This is a genomic window from Allocoleopsis sp., assembly GCF_036703385.1.
Classification (GTDB): Bacteria; Cyanobacteriota; Cyanobacteriia; order Cyanobacteriales; family Coleofasciculaceae; genus Allocoleopsis.
The window spans coordinates 1-16,957 of sequence record NZ_DATNPA010000298.1 but is presented as its reverse complement, the minus strand read 5'-3'; the positions used below and the strand labels follow the sequence as shown (position 1 = coordinate 16,957).

The window sequence follows — 16,957 nt, the reverse complement described above, 5'->3', positions numbered from 1 at the left end:
AGAGGCATGGATGGGAAAATCAGGTGAGAGATGGCGAATCAGGCGGCAAATCCCTACATCTTGAACAATTACCGCATCCACACCCGCTGCAATAATGGTGCGGAGATACTGTTCTGCCTCTAATAGTTCTCTGGGAAAAACCAGTGTATTGAGAGTGACGTAGCCCTTCACCCCCCGCTGGTGCAGAAATGCCATCAATCGGGGTAACTCCGATTCCGTAATGTTTTGCGCTCGCATCCGTGCATTAAACCGATCCAACCCGAAATAGATGGCATCGGCACCATTTTCGACAGCGGCTTTGGCACAGTCCCAATGACCTGCCGGAGCAAGCAGTTCTGGTCGTTGGAAGGTCGGTGAAGTGGATTTGGGGGTTGGAAGGCGATCGGCGTTCATCGGGCTTGGAATCGATTAGATGGCACTAACCTTTGGTTAGGGGTTCCTTTGCCATGATATCGTTGCTGGTTTTTGGCGGTACGCGATCGCTGAGGTGAACCGTCTAAGGGGCGGTGTGCCAGTTGAGTTTATTGAGAATACTCCTGCTTAATGTTGCCATACAAGAGCAACTAATTAGTCACAAAAACCTTCGGTTTGGTGAGTAGGGAGGGGAGTGGGAATCCGGAGATGAGAGTGAGGAGGAAAGAGGACGGAGAGTTGTGGGTTTCTGAGTCCCTATTCCCTATTCCCTACTCTCCTTGAATGTCAAATGGTTTGGCTGTGCCATAAACCTGTCGAAAAAGGCTAGTCAAACGCTCACAGATTTCTGTAAACCGAGGACGTTGTAATAAAACTTGCTTGAGACAGTCTTGCTGTAAGCAACGAAGACTCTCCACCGCTTTAGAGTGTTCAGACTCCTCCTGGAGCGTGCAACGGTCTAACATATCCTCAAGTAAGCACCCAAAAGCCCTTACCTCTAACCGTTCTAGCGCTTGCCCCATCACCACATCACTCGGGTCGTAAAAAGAGGCGGCTCCAAAGTCTCCCAGCAAACTATGACCCGTTTCATCAACCAGAATATTGTGAGCATAGAGATCGCCATGCATAATACCTTCGGCATGAAGGTGTGCGGCAGCAGAGGCAATGCCAATCGTCAGCCTTAAAATAACAGGCAAAGAGAACGAGGCGTTTGCACTGTAAGTATCTCTTGTGCAGGTGTCAAAGTCTGGCGGCTGCCCTAAGTTTTTGTAATCAGGGGGAATGAACGAAAACACAAGCCCTTGTTTCTCTTCCGGTTCGTTGCTGAGCTTGCCTAGCACGTTAACAAGATTGCCATGACACCCAGCCGCCAGACTTGCCGCCATTTCATCAGTAGGCAACCCGTCACTGGTAATCTCACCCTTGAATATCTTGATCGCTACCTCTTGTTGGGCAAGCTTGGTCGTCCAAAGCCCCTGATAAATCACCCCAGAAGCACCTTGCCCAAGAATTTCCCCCAGCCTCAGCTCAGCCCAATCAATGTCTGGTAGCACTGGCTTATGAGTAGCGTCAGCATTACACAAGGGGTTGCCCGCATAAGCCAGCCAAGACAGGCGAGGCAGGGTGAACAACCAAGGGGGCAGCTGCTGTAGCTGATTCGCCGAAAGCCGTATGAGTTCCAAATTCTCGCAAGAAGCCATCTCCTCTGGAAGTGACTGGAGCCGGTTGCCAGCCAGCATCAGCTTTTGCAAATGGCTCAGGCTGCCAAAGGAAGTGGGTAGCTTCTCAATTTTGTTGTTCGTGAGAATCAGCCAGCGGATCGAAGGTGGTAGGGCGTGTTCGCCAACAGTCGCAACCTGGTTGGATTTAAAACTCACCATCTTGAGCCCAAGGCACTGCGAAAGAACCTCTGGAATTTCTTCAAAATCATTATTGGTCAAGAAAACAATTTTGAGGTGCTTCAACCGTTCAAATTCGTCGGGTAAAGCCCTTAAATGGTTATTCGATAGATCCAAGATTTCTAAGGAATCTGCCAAAGCCAAAATCTCTGATGGAAATTCAGTCAGGGAGCAGGATATCTTGAGTTGTTTGCTTCCCGCTAACTGGAATGAGCGAAGCAAGTTTAGGGTTTCCATTTGATGAGAAATTCGCTCCTTGGCTAGTCTCGTGAAACTACCTTAGCCCGTATTGGACTTAAAGCCCACTCAACAGCTTAGAGACTCCCCGTTTAAAAATTGTTGATAGCGGTAGAAAAGTTCACCCAAGACATAGTGCAAACGTGCGATCGCCCACTTCCTACTACTTGCTACACAAAAAAGCGCCTTTGTCAAGACGCTTTAAAAGGAGGTAACAATCAACTAGAAGAAATTATCTTTCTCGATAGACGCGAGGACTCCGGGTTCCCGCTGAGGCTCCTCCCAGCGATGCAGCTAAACCCAGTAACGAGCCTACAACAAATGACCACAATCCTTTAGCAGCACTACCAGCAATATCACGAGTTTGCTGAGCCGTTACGTTGGGCGCATTGTCAGGTACATTGACGCCACCCTGCTGAACCTGATTGAGAACTTCCCCCGCATTGGATGCAGCAATACCAAAAGCCCCGGCAACTCCATTAGCCAATAGCCAAGAACTGAGGGCTAGAGTTGTTGCCCAGAGAATTGCACCATTTAAAAGAGCTGTATTGCGGTTCATTGGCCCACTAGCACGGGCTGCCACCCAACTTCCCAGGAATAAAGAAATTAGCAAACTGATGATTGACCAAATCCCTACACTGGTGCCAACGCCCGGTGCATTGGATCTAGGAGCCCCTGAGCCTGCCAGGAAAGTCGAACCAATCGCAGCACCCAGAGCACTCAAAACCAGCTGAGTCGCCAAGGCAACCATCAGACCTGAAATAATCGGGCCCCATCTTACACGGTCATGGTACTCGACTACTTGATTAACGACGGGAGGTTCAGTTATCAAATTGTCTCCCGGTCGATTTACGTATGACATAGCCTACTACTCCCTTCCCGTACTTCCTAATCCCTAATCCGCTAGGAGTTATTCATTACTTAACAATCACTCCGTGCCTTTAAAGGTAGAGCGGAAGTCAAAGCAATTCTTCTATCAGTAGAAAGAGGAAGCTGCTCTGTCTCTGGGAAGACTTATGTCACACTAGACTACTACTATTCGGTGATGAGTGATACATGCGATCGCCTACCTTGAACACAGGGAGAACCTCTCAGGAGGACTGGCTTCGTCAAGTAGAGGCGATGGAGTAATTTTGCCTATCTCAAGGGGTATCCAACAGAGTTAGCCGCAAAACTTTTCTACGCAGCGAACAAATATTTCAGCCCCCATGCCTAAAGCTGTTTCATCAAAGTCAAATCGGGGATGATGATGGGGATATGCTAAATCTTTACTCGGGTTAGCCGACCCTAGGAAGAAATAACAGCCTGGGACTTGTTGCAGGAAAAATGCCATATCTTCACCCCCCATTGTTTGGCATTCTGGAACAATCCCTGCTGGAGTTTCCACAACCTCCAAGGCTACTGAACGCACAAGGTCAGCTATCTTAGCATCATTGATTACGGGCGGATAAAGCTGCAAATATTCCAACTCGTAACGGGCACCATGACTCTGGCAAATACCACCAATAATTTGTTCAATTCTTTTTTCTACATATCCTTCTAATTTGGGGTTGAAATATCGTACTGTACCACTCATTCTTGCGGTATCTGCTATCACATTGTGTGCCGTGCCTGCATGGAATTCACCCACTGTAACCACTGCTGAATCAATGGGGTCAACATTACGAGCGACGATGGTTTGCAACGCATTGACAATTTGGGCGCTGACGACGATTGAGTCAACGGTTTGGTGGGGCATCGCACCATGTCCCCCTTTCCCGAAAATAGTGCATTGAAAGACCTCTACCGCTGCCATTAATGCACCTGTACGCACACCCACTGTACCGAGGGGGAGGTTGTTCCACAGATGGAGACCCATAATAGCTTCAACATCCGGATTTTTTAAGACACCTTCTTCTATCATTGGTTTTGCCCCTCCTGGCCCTTCCTCTGCCGGTTGGAAGATGATTTTTACTGTACCGGCGAAGTCTTCACGGTGATGAGCCAGATAGTATGCCGTGCCAAGTGCGATCGCAGTATGTCCATCATGACCACAAGCGTGCATAATGCCGTCATGCTGCGATCGGTAGGGTACCTCATTTTCTTCTTGAATCGGTAGGGCGTCCATATCTGCCCGAATACCGAGTACAGGCCCAGGACGGTTACTTGAAATTGTGGCAACAATTCCAGTCTTCGCAATACCCCTTTGATAGCGAAGCGGTACCGAGGTATCAAGGGTCTGCTCAAATCCCCATTCCTGCAATTTTTGCGCCACAAAATTAGCCGTCAGTTGTTCTTTAAAACCCAGTTCTGGGCGCTGATGCAGATGTCTGCGCCATTCTACAAGTTGAGGTTGCAACGCTCGAATCGCGAGTCTAATCTGAGATACATCAACTGAATGAGTATGGGGGAAGGTAGAAACCATTTTTTGCAGCGCTTTATATTAACCTTAAGGGTAATATTCTACTTTGAAAAATATTGAATGGAATTCTATCTTGGGATTAACAATTCCAAGTCTAAATCTGAAGCCACTTGAGCCAGTTTAGAGACGTCTGTAGTATCAGCCAAATAAGGAAGGACGCCCAAGACGGGGACATTTGTAAGAGACTCAATCAAGTCAATAGGTGCCCAGTTCGCCATATCCTCTTGTGAACAGGGCTGCACACAATTGAGAACGATGCCTTTGAGCTGAACACCACAAGAGCCGGCTAGGGCAACATTAGCCACTGTTTGTGCGATCGCACCCAGTCTCACCGACACTACCAATACCACAGGCAATCGCCAATCCCTTGCTAAATCAGCCACTGTGAGTTCGTTCGTGATGGGTGAACCCAGCCCTCCGAGAGCTTCCACCAGCACCCATTGACGTTGCTGTCGCAGATGATTAAACCCCTGCCAAACTAAGCTCAGGTCAACAATGCGTCCTTCCCGTTCCGCTGCCACGGGTGGTGCTACGGGCGTCTGGAAGCGCAAGGGTGTGATTTCTTCTGGGGTTTGGTTAAGGTCAAACAGCTGTTGGTATAACTCACAATCCCCTACCCCCGTTTGAATCGGTTTGAAAATCCCCAAACTCTCTTGAGGGCGGTAAGTCTGCCAATAAGCCGCTAGGGCACAGGTCAAAATTGTTTTGCCCGTTCCCGTATCGGTGCCAGTAATCAAGAGTACGTTCATACCAAGTTGCAGTTAGAGGTAGTAGCACCAGAGTTCAACACTTTGGTGGGTTACGGCTACCGCCTAACCCACCCTACACAAACTGGATTTTGGATTGACCACATCCACTCGCCAAATCTTTAGGGGGGATGTGGCCTCAATCATGGTTGGCTGTTCGGAGTAGTACTCGGAGTGCTAGTTGGAGTGGTACTCGGAGTGCTAGTTGGAGTAGTGTCCGGAGTGCTGTTCACAGGCGCATTCTGAAGACTAATATTTAACTTAAAGTCTGCTTCATTGGCGGTAATCACATCAACTTTATACTGACCAGGAAGCACAAATTTGACGCCGGCGGCATCTTTCTGAACTGCCCCATTGGGGGTCTGGACATTGATATTCACATCGCTGACCACAGGCTTCACCGTTAGCTGCTGACCTTCTGGAACGGTCACCAGATAACGCTTAATGAGTTGTGGGCTAGTTTTACCGCTACGTTCCACGCTTTTCCCCGCTGCCAAGCTAACTTTTTCTTGATCGTATTTAGGTGAGGGGGAGGGCGAGGGGGAGGTTGAAGGGGAGGGTGACGGTTTTGTCCCTTCTAAACTCATAACTAGCGTGTAATCGCTATTGGGCAGACCCTGGACTGGTCTTAGTTGAATCGTGTACTTCCCTGTATAGGGGAGCCTTCCTCCCCAGCGTTGCACCCGTGTGGCTCGGTTGAGTGGTTTTCCATCTGGGCCGAGTAGGGTCATCAATACTCCCTCATCGGGAATCGTCGCTGTCAGTCTTTGGTTCTGTTCACCCTGGATAATGTAGTTAACAGTTGTATTGGACTTGAGATTCCCGGATTTCGTACTCGTTCGACCGACGGGCAGGCTCAGACTTTGACTATAGGACGTCGGCCTTGGGGTTGGGATTGTTGTTGGGGTTGTTGTGGGAATTGTTGTTGTGGGTAACGGCGACAGTGTTTCAATGGGTGTCGGTGGTAATGTTTCTATCACCAGGGGAGTTGGTGTAACCTCGCCAATCGGTTCCGTAGGCGTTACAGACGCCTGAGGGTCTTCTGCCTTCCTGAGGGAACTGAAAAGCGCCCAAGAACCAAGCCCAGCTAGCAACGCGAGTGCTGCGCCAATCCCAAGGACGGCTACGGGATTATCCCAGATTGTTCTCTCGTTGGGATCAGGAATGGACGGAATGCCTCGCTGTGGCGTCCTGACACCCCCACCCTCTTCGGGTGGGCGTCCCACTGCCATTGTGGCAACTTGGGAGAGGTTGGGATCGGGTCGTTGAGGGGATGGTGGAGTGACGGGCGATTGCGGGGTTGCACTGGGGGATTGGAGTGCTTGCATAACTTCCATCGCCGACTGGTAGCGATCGCCCGGTCTATAACTAAGCATCCGGTTCAAAACGCTGGCTAAGGCATCACTCACATTGGCCCACCGCCGCCAGTTCCAAGTTAGCTGATTGTCATCAAAAAGGGCTTGTGGCTCCTTGCCTGTTAGCAGAACTACCGCTGAAGCGGCTAAAGAATACAGGTCACTACTCGGATAAGCTCGACCCGTCTGGATTTGTTCACTGGGTGCATAACCGACTTTGCCCACGGTTGTAATCGGTGCGGAGGCGACGGAGGTAAAAATACGGGTCGCCAATTCCTTAACCACGCCGAAGTCAATCAATACGGGCAGACCATCCGAGCTACGCCGAATAATATTGTCGGGTGTAATATCTCGGTGAATAATGTTTTTACTGTGGATGTGGTCTAATACCGGCAATAACTGAAGCAATAGCTGCCGTATCTCGGTTTCTGAAAAAATTCCAGCGCTGGGTTCTGGTCTGCCCTCATTCGGATTGGTACTTTGAATATAAGTCTGAGCTTTGCGATCGTTGAGCAGTTCCCGATAAGTTTTGCCCTCGACATAGTCCTGCACCAAAAACAGCCGTCCATCCTGCTCAAAGTTGGCGCGGAACTGGGGGACTTGTGGGTGGTTCAGTTTATAGAGCGATTCTGCCTCTCTTTGGAACAGTTCCCTGGACTTCTCGAGTTCATAAGATCCTGTCTCAGGAGGAATCAATTCCTTGAGGGCACAACGTTCATTAAAGCGCCCTTGATCTTCTGCCAGGTAAGTCCGACCAAACCCGCCTTGACCCAGAACACTGAGCAAGTGGTAGCGATTTTGCAGAATAGTTCCAGAGGGAATCGGTGGTTCCATGAGCGTGTCTACCAGTTTTTACGAGAAAAGAGAAAGGACGCCTAACGGCAGGTTGATTTTCCCTTCCGGACAGCAGCTAGCCGTCTTCACTTCCTTAGGGTACCGTGAATGAAACCAACTCGCCAGTAGGATATTTATAAGAAAATTTTGGAAATCCTGCTGTTAAAAGATAATAAAGATACTTGAAATTTTTGCTTGTGCTTGTTTGGTTACTTTTACCATAATCAAGGCATATTGCTTTAAATGAGGGTTTATATTTTTAAATCATTGAGTAAAATCTGAAGCCAAAAGACTGATTAGTAAAATCTGAAGCCAAAAGACTGATTATAAGTTCCCAAGCATTTATTCAATTAAAGTTGGCTTGAATAGTATAGGTTGTTTTTATCGTGTTTGGGGTGAGGATCATTCTAGTTTCTTTAACAACGTTAAAGTCTAACAATTTTTATCTAGACGCCCGTGAGCCAAGCTGACACAAAAGCCTGAAAATCTCTTTTCTATTTCTATCTCACCTCCGGACTGGGCTATGTCCTGCCCTTGGCTCTAGGTACTGCGGAGTGAGTCACAGCACCGCGTGATGTCCCGCTAGCTGCTGGAGCGATCGCGCCTGGGTAGGCTAAGCGGTTCTTCTGGTTCTCTGTTGCAGTCCGTTAACACTATCACTAATACTCACTCGGCTGTGATCTGCTTCACGCCACCACCTCAAGACAGCGATCGCATGGCAGGGCTGTATCCTTGGGCTCACTTAAACCCCGACACGCGTCAGCGTATGACTATTATCCTGTCAGCTGTGATAGAGCTACCCAAATTTGAAATGTAGTGATAAACTGTAAAGCTGCCTAAAGCTTTTCTCATTTACTACACTCGTTCGGTGTGTCTGAAGATTACTTTGTGACTCACGTCTAGAAAAGCTGAGGTTAGGTAGCGATAAGCCGTTTCTTGACCAACCTAAACCTCACAATTAATTACCTTTGAGTATTCTATCTCCGACTTTCAGTCGGCTTATTTTTGTATGTCTAAATTACTTGGAGAACTGAATTTTCTGGGGATACTTAACTATTTCCCTTCAACTCTCCAACTCCCCAACTAAGAACTGTTTGTTGGTTTGAGTCCAAGAGGACGTAAACGAAGGCTCAAACAGTCTTTGTGTGGGAGCTATAGGATGCATCCAAGTCGATTTATACTGGGCTTTGGTCTGTAGGAGATGCCTGACGCAAAAGCTTACCTCCTCCGCTTTCAAACTTCTTAATTATTTCTGTAGAAATAATTAAGTTTATTTCTTTGTGCTGATTAATTAACTTTCATCTATCTATAGGATTTCTTCTGGTTCCCAGGCGTGTGACTTTTCTAAAAATTATTAGAAACGTTTATAACTGGGAATGATAAGATTGCGGTGAAATGAGCTTCGAGGGTTTGCTGTGAGCCGTTCTGCAACTTTAACGCTTCAGCCCATGCTGCCGCCAATTGCGGACAATAATCGTCTAAGACTGTTTTCGGGTTCTGCGAATGTTCCACTCGCTCAAGAAGTGGCTCGCTATTTGGGAATGGACTTGGGGCCGATGGTTCGCAAACAATTTGCAGATGGAGAGATATATATTCAAATTCAGGAATCCATTCGGGGTTGTGACGTTTACCTGATTCAGCCAACTTGCCAACCGGTAAACGCTCACCTGATGGAATTGCTGATTATGGTTGATGCCTGCCGTCGGGCATCAGCGCGGCAAATTACTGCCGTAATTCCCTACTATGGTTATGCCAGAGCAGACCGCAAAACGGCTGGACGCGAGTCGATTACGGCAAAGCTGGTTGCTAACTTGATTACCGAGGCGGGTGCAAGTCGGGTTTTAGCAATGGATTTGCACTCCGCCCAAATCCAAGGCTACTTTGACATTCCCTTTGACCATGTCTACGGCTCACCCGTATTGCTAGACTACCTAACCAGTAAGCAACTCTCTGACATTGTTGTTGTTTCACCTGATGTGGGTGGTGTGGCTAGAGCGAGGGCATTTGCTAAAAAGCTAAATGATGCGCCCCTGGCAATTATCGACAAGCGCAGGCAAGCGCATAATGTGGCAGAAGTGATGAACGTGATCGGGGATGTCAAAGGCAAAACGGCGGTTCTGGTAGACGATATGATTGATACCGCTGGAACCATTTGCGAAGGGGCAAAGATACTGCGTAAAGAAGGTGCGCGTCAAGTCTACGCCTGCGCCACCCATGCTGTTTTTTCGTCTCCAGCGATCGATCGCCTTTCGAGTGGGATATTTGAAGAAATCATTGTGACGAATACAATTCCCGTTCCGGAAGAGAATCGCTTTAAACAACTCACAGTGCTTTCAGTCGCTAACTTGTTGGGCGAAACGATCTGGCGTATTCATGAAGACAGCTCTGTCAGTAGTATGTTTCGCTAATACTTCCAGAGTGGCCGGCTTCAAGCAGTGATCAGGTTAAGCATGGGGATTGAACCCCAACTGTTAGCACAGGGGGCGTACTCTTAGCGCGACAACGTACCATCTCTCTTAGGTGGGGATTCTTGCTCCCACCTTTCATTGAGTAGTAACCAACTGTTCACTGCGTAACTGCTCACAGTTGAATTAGTGACACTCCCGTCCCCAATTTTGATACCGCTGGCGAAATATTTTGTAATGTTGTGAAACGCCTGAAAGCCCCCTCGCATCCCCCAACGTTGGGGGACTTTGAAATCTTGTTCCCCCCTGAATTGGGGGGTTAGGGGGGCTGGAAAAACCTTTGTCTCGTCGCCAATATTTCCAAATATTAAATTCGCCAGCGGTATCCTAGAAGGGGGCGGGCTTCTAACCAAAACTCAGGGTTGATCTATCTTCAGAAGAAGAACCTGTTGTACAGGTGGCTGACCCCTGGACTAAAGTTAGACAACTGGGGCGGGTGTCGCCGCTACTACTACTCCTGGTTATCCCAGGTCGTAGATACGTGATGCGGGTAGGCATCACTATTTTTTTACCAAATCTAATGTGGTGGATATTGACAACGCCAACCAGTTGCCATTTTATGCAAATTAGCTGCGTAGCAGCTTATTGATCAAGCAACCGATGAAAAGTTCAGGTCTTCGCGACCAGGAGCCGTTTTACTGCTTTGTCAACCGCTTCGCGAAATGTATTCGAGAACGGTTCGTACCGTTGCATCAGTTTTTGCGTGAGTTCAGAACCTGCTAGTTCTGGGCTACCCGTGCCAAATGGGGGATGGGGTGCATACTCCATTGCGAGTTCCGCTTCCTTCGCCGCCTCTTCGCCTCGTAGCTGTGCGAGTACCATCAGCCCCGCATCAAATGACCCAGCGACCGGACCTGCTGTGAAGCGGTTGCGATCAACGACCACATGACCTCCTGCTACTGGAATTGCGCCGAAGGGGGCAAGAGCCTCGATTGCTTGGAAGTTCGTCGTCGCTCGGTAGCCAGTCAGTAAACCCGCAGCAGCAAGCGTCAAGCTACCCGTGCAGATGCCAATGATGTATTTGGCGCGACTGCCTCGGTCACTAAGAAATGCTAGCGACTCTTCATCGTTCAAGATGTCGGCTATTGTTGAGGCTCCCACACACAAAACATCGAGATTTTGCGGGCAGTCGGCAAAGGTCATCGTGGCGTGTATCGGAAACGGGTGTAGAACTCCGGCAGTCCGAGCTTGATTGCTCCAAGGGTCTGTGTGCTTCCAAATGAAATGAATGTCGCAATTTGGAGCATCGCAAAATGCTGTGTAGACACCGATGATATCGGGAACAAAGCAGTTTGGATCTACAAAAATACCGATTTGCAAGTGATCTAAAACTTCAGCCATTTTCTTTCTCCTGAATAGGAACCCTTTGCAGTAATGGGCATAGCATCTATGCTAGAAATACGGCTGAGTTACGCCTAGACCTCGATCGAGTACACTTTCGGCAACTCCAACTATGAATAGTCCCTTGAAGCTTCTGTTGGAAGCCATCAACCAAGTCGAGAGTGAACAAGTTCTGCGATCGCACATCGTGCCCCAAATTGGTGAGCATTTTGATGCGACACGGCGGGGAATCTTTTTCTTTGATCAACTTCCTCTAGCCGATCGCCAGCTTCAGAACATTCTGAACATTGCACTCTCGATCGAACATAACCCTGTAGCGCGTTACTTAGTAGAACATCATGCGCCTGTCCACGAAGCCTTAGTCACATCGCCAAAAGCTTGGAAACTCATCTGTCCTCGCCCGGATCATTGGCATGTGATGGTAGGACCGATTATTGATCGTAATCAATTAGTGGGGGTCGTAGGCTGCACTCGTGAAAAGTCAATGCCTGCCTTTGAGACACACAATCTCGCTGATTTAAGTGCCATTTGTTTGCACTTATCGGTTTGGGCTGCCACTGTGCGTTCAGGAAGTGCTGCCGAACGAACATTGCAGCAACACCCCTTCAGAACTGAGCGCTTAACACCTCGTGAGTTGCAAATTGCAGAATTGGTGGCGTTAGGGCGAACGAACGCAGAAATTGGCACTCAACTTTGGATTACTGAAAATTCTGTGAAGCAAGCTCTGAAACGAATGTTTCGCAAGCTTGAGGTTTCGTCTCGTACCGAGATGGTTGTACAACTTTCCACAAGTACAAAAATTTACTCGTTTAACCGTGAGGGGTAGATAAATCTGAATGGGGTAATGTAGACGATTTCTATAGTGCGAAACTAGGGTTGTTAGTTAGACTATAAGTCTAGCGGCAACTCAATCAATCAAATACTCCAAAAATTGCTCAGGGACTATACGCAACTTACCGGATTTGCAGTCTTCGATATCCAGCCAAAAAGCTAGGTGTTTATCCTCTGCTTCAATAACTTCCAGTTGTTCGAGTTGGTAAAATTTTGGGTCAGCAAAGTCACACTGATACAGTTGAACAATTTCGTGGCCTGGTTGACCATTGTAGGTAAACAAATTTTCGAGGCAGCCTAGGTATTTAATATTGGTTAATTCTGCCTGGAGTTCTTCTTGGAATTCTCTTTTTAAGGCATCATAGCTAGTTTCGCCAAAGTCAACCCCACCTCCTAGCGCCCGATAAAAAGTTTGTTGCTTGACAGGGTCATAACCTTTTGCAAGAAGAGTGCGATTTCCATCCCGAATTAAACCCAGTACCAGGAAGCGAATTTTATTAGACTTGTGCATTTTTAGGGAGAGCGCTGATAGACCTGTGCTTGTCATGAACCTAACATTAGGGTGCATCGTGACGCACCCTACGATTGAGAGTATATTTTAGTTTTGCTGAGCCTCATAGAACAGGGAGTGACGATCACTGCCTACAGACCAATCTTCATTTTCACCACCAATCACCAAGCGTTCAATCACAACATATTCCTTAGCAAGTTGCTTAAGCGCGTTGATCAAGACATCGATCGCGAGTGCATCACTCGTTCCCAAGTCAAACCAGCAACGTCCCCAAGTGCCTTCATATTCAAACTCACTCTTATTATGCATGAGCGCCATCATGCTGTTGTCTGCTATCTGCTCGTCATAGTCCATGTAGCTGATATCCAAACCAACGTCCTGAACTTGAAGGTTTTCTGCATCAAATCCTCCTAATTTGCCTAATAAAAACCAGGAGTTGAAAACTTCTTCTACATATTCCTTTTCCATTTGGGAGGGAACGGTGCTGAACTCTAGCCAAATCCACAAATCGAAGGGGTTAAACTCGCGGAACTGTACGTGCATGACCTTAACACTTTACTTGATCGCGACCATTGTATCGAAAAGCACCGGAAGCATCTTGACTCTTAATCAAAAATACGCTCTTCCTGCCTCGCCAGTAGAATGACTCACCTCTCTCAAGCTAAGTTCGAGGGGCAAAGTTTCTGAACAACCCACTGTGAGAGGTGAAGCTACAACGATGTGAATTATAGATACGCGATCGCCTTCTCTATATAACTTTAACTTATAATATTGGTGGCAGCCAGAAAATACACCAATAAATGGAAGCGATAGCACTGTTAGACTTAAAGCAGTTCAATACTTGATTATTAATCTTAAATTCTCTGTATTTCTGCATTAAAAAAAAGTTATAAGGCTTAATAAATCAATCAAACTGTATATGTTAATAAGACGATTATGATATCTTTTGCTAGTGAAACAGTTCATGAGATCACAGGCATTCGCGAAGTGGTGAAAGCGGCGTTTGGTCAAATCACTGAAGCCGAACTCATAGAGGTAATTCGCAAATCCCAAAATTTTATACCTGAACTCTCAATAGTGGCGACAGAAGATGGAAAAGTACTCGGTCATATTCTGTTTAGCCCTATCGTTATCGAAACCAGAGAGCGGATGATTCCGGCGCTAGCACTGGCACCGTTAGCGGTGATACCTGAGCGTCAAGGCGAAGGAATTGGTCGTCAATTGGTGCAGGTCGGTTTATCCAAGTGCCGTGAGTTAGGTCATGAAATTGTCGTAGTTCTTGGTCATCCGGACTATTATCCGCGCTTTGGTTTCAAAAAAGCGAGTCAATTCGGCGTGGAAGCACCTTTCTCAGTTCCTGATGAGGCGTTTATGGTGCTAGAACTTAAACCCGGTGTGTTGAGCGACGTTAGTGGTATCGTGCGCTATCCCGCCTACTTTGATGCAGTTTGAAATCTGATTTCACGTTCCGAAAAAGTTTGAAATGTCTATAAGGTTCCCTTGGGGAAAGATTAGATTTCATCGTGTAACAGCAACTAAGTTAGTCAACGGCGATCGCGTTTGATGTAACCTGCTTGTTGAGTGCAGTACCCAGATTAGAGGAAGAAGGGGCGTCATGACTTCACAAGAAGCGAGAACTCAACAGCGAGTGCTGGTAGCGGGTGCCACGGGCGGCGTCGGACAGCTCACGGTGGCTAAACTACTGGAGAAGGGCTTTCCGGTTCGCGTTCTGACTCGCAGCGCTGCAAAAGCTGAGAACATGTTTGATAATCGGGTAGAGATTGCAGTTGGCGACATCCGTCATCCAACGACTCTTCCCCCTGCTGTGCAGAATGTTACTCACATCATCTGTTGTACCGGAACCACAGCCCTTCCTTCGATCAAATGGGATTTCGATAACGCTGACGAAGCCACAGGAATTGGAAGTCTTATCGAATGGAGCAAAATCTACTTCGACGCACAGTACCGTCAGGCAAAGGCTAAAAATAGTCCTGAGCAAGTGGATACCCAAGGAGTCATCAATCTGGTGGCTACAGCCCCAAAAGACCTGAAGCGGTTGATTTTTGTATCCTCCTGCGGCATTTTGCGGAAAGATCAACCCCCATTCAGTATTCTCAATGCGTTCGGCGTACTGGATGCCAAACTCAAAGGAGAGGAAGCAATTATCCGTTCCGGGCTACCTTACACGATTATTCGCCCAGCGCGGCTGATCGATGGCCCCTACACATCCTATGACTTAAACACTCTCCTGAAGGCAAAAACAGGAGGAAAGTTGGGAGTCGTCGTGGGTACGGGTGATACTCTAATCGGTGAGACCAGCCGAATTGATGTGGCATCAGCCTGTGTAGAATGTCTTGACAACCCGGCTACGGAAGGAAAAGTGTTTGAGCTGGTGAACCAGGGAGCAAGACCATCAGCGATCGACTGGAGGGCACTTTTTTCTAGTCTTGGTTAAGTTGATGGACTTTTGTCCACAGAGCCAAGCCACCTCCCCGACCTCTAGCAGCAATGCATTGTTTTTTCACCAGGAAGTAAGTGAAAAAAGCCTGTTCTTTCAGACTTTGCTTGTAGAAGCTGGCTTCCCGATCTCGCCCCCCGCGAATGTAGCCTTCGTACAGCTTCAGTCCAAACAATGACACTCTCATGCGGGTGAAGTCGAAAGCTAGGATATTGGTCTTTGACCAGAACTGGGTAGGCCCTGTGAGAACCAACTTGAGGAGTCCGATGTCAACGGAATTTTGCACGATTCCTTGCTCTTGACCGGGTTCTGATTGCGAGTAGGACAGATGAATCTTGACCCACTTCGGCAAAAATCGTCCAGCTCCTAGGATAACTCCCCCTTTTTTGCGTGTTGGCGTTCGGCTAAGCCGTTCTCGAAGAGTAGCGTCTATGGAGGAGGCTCGCTTTGTCCCTGTGATAAATCCTAATCGCCAAGTGCCGAGCAACTGAGGATAAGTATGGCGCACTTTAGTCTGTTTAGCCGTCTTCTCTGCCTGGAGCAGTGCTTCGACTACAGCCTCCGCCGCAGGGGGTGTTGCAGATGGGGTGGTTAAAAACTCGATGGCTTGGTCTAGTGCTGGGTCTAAGGAAGCGGTCTGAAGTTGATTGCTGCTTGTCATACAAACTGGCTTTAAATGCACAACTTTAATCTGAAAATAAGGCAGAAGGCAGTCCCAATGAAAAAATTTCACAGCCATGCATGAAAGTGGTTTTCCCATTCCCGACTCCCACTTTCAAGTCAGAGGGCAGAAGGAGAAAGACAATTTTTATTTCTTGGTTGTGAGCGATCGCTCAGGGTGTCTAGCTTGAGATTGTTGCACTACCCATTGAATCGCCTGGAAATATTGTTCACCCCCCAATTCACCTACATTGTGATGTCCTGCCTCTGGTACTAAAAGCAGTTTTTTAGGCTCGGATGCCGCCTCAAATAGGCTTTCGCTCATGTGGGCAGGAATCAGTCGATCGCTAGTACCGTGAATGAATAGAACAGGCATGGAGAGCGATGCCTGCGGCTGGCTACGCCTACGCACCTTATTCAAGGAGTCAAACCGTTGGTGCAATAGCAACTCTACCGGAAATATCCCGAACTGACGATAGAGATGATCGACCATTGATCGCATAGTCGTGAATGAGCCTTCTACAGACAATCCACCCATGTCGGGGTGTTTTAATGCTAATTCGATCGCCAGTGCTCCTCCTAAAGAATGACCATAGACAAAAATCCGCTCTGACGGAATCTGCCGCTGTTGAGTTAAGTACTTCCAGGCGGCTTCTATATCGGCGTAAACACTCGACTCTGTGGGAAACTTTCCTTGACTACGACCATATCCCCGGTAGTCAATCATGAAGCAGGAATATCCTAACTGATGGAACCAAAACGGTCGCTTCACCTCATCGCCAATCGTGGAACCATTCCCATGTAGAAACAACCAAACGGGTGCTTCTGAGGTAGTGGCAGGAACCCACCAGCCGTGAATGTGGCTAATCTGGCCTGAAACTGTTGAAATCGGTAGCCAAACATCCTGATACTCCAGATTAAAGGCAGAGGGTGTGGTTCGGATAATAGTCGGAGGCTTAAAAATGAAGTACTGTTGCCGGAGCAAGAGGTAGAGGCAAGCCGTAAGGTAAGCGATCGCTAACGCTCCAACCCAAATAGAAAGGAGCCTCAACACCAGCGATAGAGAATCTTCTGTTAAATACATAATTACAGTTATTTGTCAATATTCGGCTTCATGTTTATAGGGAAAACCAGCTCAACGCGGCTCAGGTAAGCAGGTTTTACTCTGATTAGACCTGTTTTGAAAGTCTCCGAAGGAAATAAGTTTAACTAATGGGTTGAGAAATAGGCGTGAGTGCAAGATGATAACCGAGTTGTGTAGCACGATGACAAAGACGTTGGAGTAAACGGTCTTGTTGACGTTTCTC

General features: G+C 47.7%; 16 protein-coding genes. 5 read left to right on the top strand and 11 right to left on the bottom strand.

What is annotated here, in order from left to right:
* The 6 genes from V6C93_RS15040 to V6C93_RS15015 all read right to left on the bottom strand — a co-directional run.
* Positions 1 to 393 (bottom strand): peptidase U32 family protein (locus V6C93_RS15040; protein ID WP_333477479.1); only part of this gene is annotated, 393 nt, incomplete at its 3' end.
* 290 nt (positions 394 to 683) lie between these two features.
* On the bottom strand, positions 684 to 2,048 hold the full coding sequence (locus V6C93_RS15035; RefSeq protein ID WP_333477478.1) for a leucine-rich repeat-containing protein kinase family protein: 1,365 nt from the start codon (positions 2,046 to 2,048) through the stop codon (positions 684 to 686).
* Between the two features lie 232 nt (positions 2,049 to 2,280).
* The gene (locus V6C93_RS15030) at positions 2,281 to 2,910 is read right to left on the bottom strand and encodes a hypothetical protein (RefSeq protein ID WP_333477477.1); all 630 of its coding nucleotides are present in this window, start codon (positions 2,908 to 2,910) and stop codon (positions 2,281 to 2,283) included.
* 300 nt (positions 2,911 to 3,210) lie between these two features.
* Positions 3,211 to 4,452, bottom strand: a complete 1,242-nt coding sequence (locus tag V6C93_RS15025) for a M20 family metallopeptidase (protein WP_333477476.1) — start codon at positions 4,450 to 4,452, stop codon at positions 3,211 to 3,213.
* 65 nt (positions 4,453 to 4,517) lie between these two features.
* Positions 4,518 to 5,198, bottom strand: a complete 681-nt coding sequence (gene bioD, locus V6C93_RS15020) for a dethiobiotin synthase (protein ID WP_333477475.1) — start codon at positions 5,196 to 5,198, stop codon at positions 4,518 to 4,520.
* Positions 5,199 to 5,338: 140 nt separating this feature from the next.
* Entirely contained in the window at positions 5,339 to 7,384 is a 2,046-nt protein-coding gene (locus V6C93_RS15015) for a serine/threonine-protein kinase (RefSeq protein ID WP_333477474.1), read from the bottom strand.
* Positions 7,385 to 8,021: 637 nt separating this feature from the next.
* Between V6C93_RS15015 and V6C93_RS15010 the strand changes: the two genes are divergently transcribed.
* The gene (locus V6C93_RS15010; protein WP_333477473.1) at positions 8,022 to 8,201 is read left to right on the top strand and encodes a hypothetical protein; all 180 of its coding nucleotides are present in this window, start codon (positions 8,022 to 8,024) and stop codon (positions 8,199 to 8,201) included.
* 598 nt (positions 8,202 to 8,799) lie between these two features.
* Positions 8,800 to 9,792 carry a ribose-phosphate pyrophosphokinase gene (locus V6C93_RS15005; RefSeq protein WP_333477472.1) on the top strand — a complete coding sequence of 331 codons (993 nt, stop codon included), beginning with the start codon at positions 8,800 to 8,802 and terminating at the stop codon, positions 9,790 to 9,792.
* 666 nt (positions 9,793 to 10,458) lie between these two features.
* Here the strand turns inward: V6C93_RS15005 and V6C93_RS15000 are convergent.
* Positions 10,459 to 11,190, bottom strand: coding sequence for a DJ-1/PfpI family protein (locus tag V6C93_RS15000; protein ID WP_333477471.1), 732 nt, complete (start codon positions 11,188 to 11,190; stop codon positions 10,459 to 10,461).
* A gap of 112 nt (positions 11,191 to 11,302) precedes the next feature.
* On the opposite strand from V6C93_RS15000, the gene V6C93_RS14995 reads away from it, so the two are divergent.
* Positions 11,303 to 12,016 (top strand): LuxR C-terminal-related transcriptional regulator, encoded by a 714-nt coding sequence (locus tag V6C93_RS14995; RefSeq protein WP_333477470.1) that lies wholly within the window; start codon positions 11,303 to 11,305, stop codon positions 12,014 to 12,016.
* 81 nt (positions 12,017 to 12,097) lie between these two features.
* Here the strand turns inward: V6C93_RS14995 and V6C93_RS14990 are convergent, their stop codons facing one another.
* Both V6C93_RS14990 and V6C93_RS14985 read right to left on the bottom strand, forming a co-directional pair.
* Complete coding sequence (locus V6C93_RS14990) at positions 12,098 to 12,532, bottom strand: NUDIX hydrolase (RefSeq protein WP_349262720.1); 435 nt, start codon at positions 12,530 to 12,532, stop codon at positions 12,098 to 12,100.
* 87 nt (positions 12,533 to 12,619) lie between these two features.
* The gene (locus V6C93_RS14985) at positions 12,620 to 13,075 is read right to left on the bottom strand and encodes a DUF3531 family protein (RefSeq protein WP_333477468.1); all 456 of its coding nucleotides are present in this window, start codon (positions 13,073 to 13,075) and stop codon (positions 12,620 to 12,622) included.
* A 393-nt stretch (positions 13,076 to 13,468) separates the two neighbouring features.
* Here V6C93_RS14985 and V6C93_RS14980 point away from each other — a divergent pair, with 393 nt between their 5' ends.
* Positions 13,469 to 13,984 carry an N-acetyltransferase gene (locus tag V6C93_RS14980; RefSeq protein WP_333477467.1) on the top strand — a complete coding sequence of 172 codons (516 nt, stop codon included), beginning with the start codon at positions 13,469 to 13,471 and terminating at the stop codon, positions 13,982 to 13,984.
* 163 nt (positions 13,985 to 14,147) lie between these two features.
* A complete protein-coding gene (locus V6C93_RS14975; RefSeq protein WP_333477466.1) occupies positions 14,148 to 14,987 on the top strand; it encodes an SDR family oxidoreductase in 840 nt (279 codons plus the stop codon).
* On the opposite strand, the gene V6C93_RS14970 is transcribed toward V6C93_RS14975, so the two are convergent.
* Positions 14,974 to 15,651, bottom strand: a complete 678-nt coding sequence (locus V6C93_RS14970; protein WP_333477465.1) for a hypothetical protein — start codon at positions 15,649 to 15,651, stop codon at positions 14,974 to 14,976. The genes V6C93_RS14975 and V6C93_RS14970 overlap by 14 nt on opposite strands.
* Before the next feature lie 147 nt (positions 15,652 to 15,798).
* On the bottom strand, positions 15,799 to 16,734 hold the full coding sequence (locus V6C93_RS14965) for an alpha/beta hydrolase (protein WP_333477464.1): 936 nt from the start codon (positions 16,732 to 16,734) through the stop codon (positions 15,799 to 15,801).
* Positions 16,735 to 16,957 lie beyond the last annotated feature (223 nt).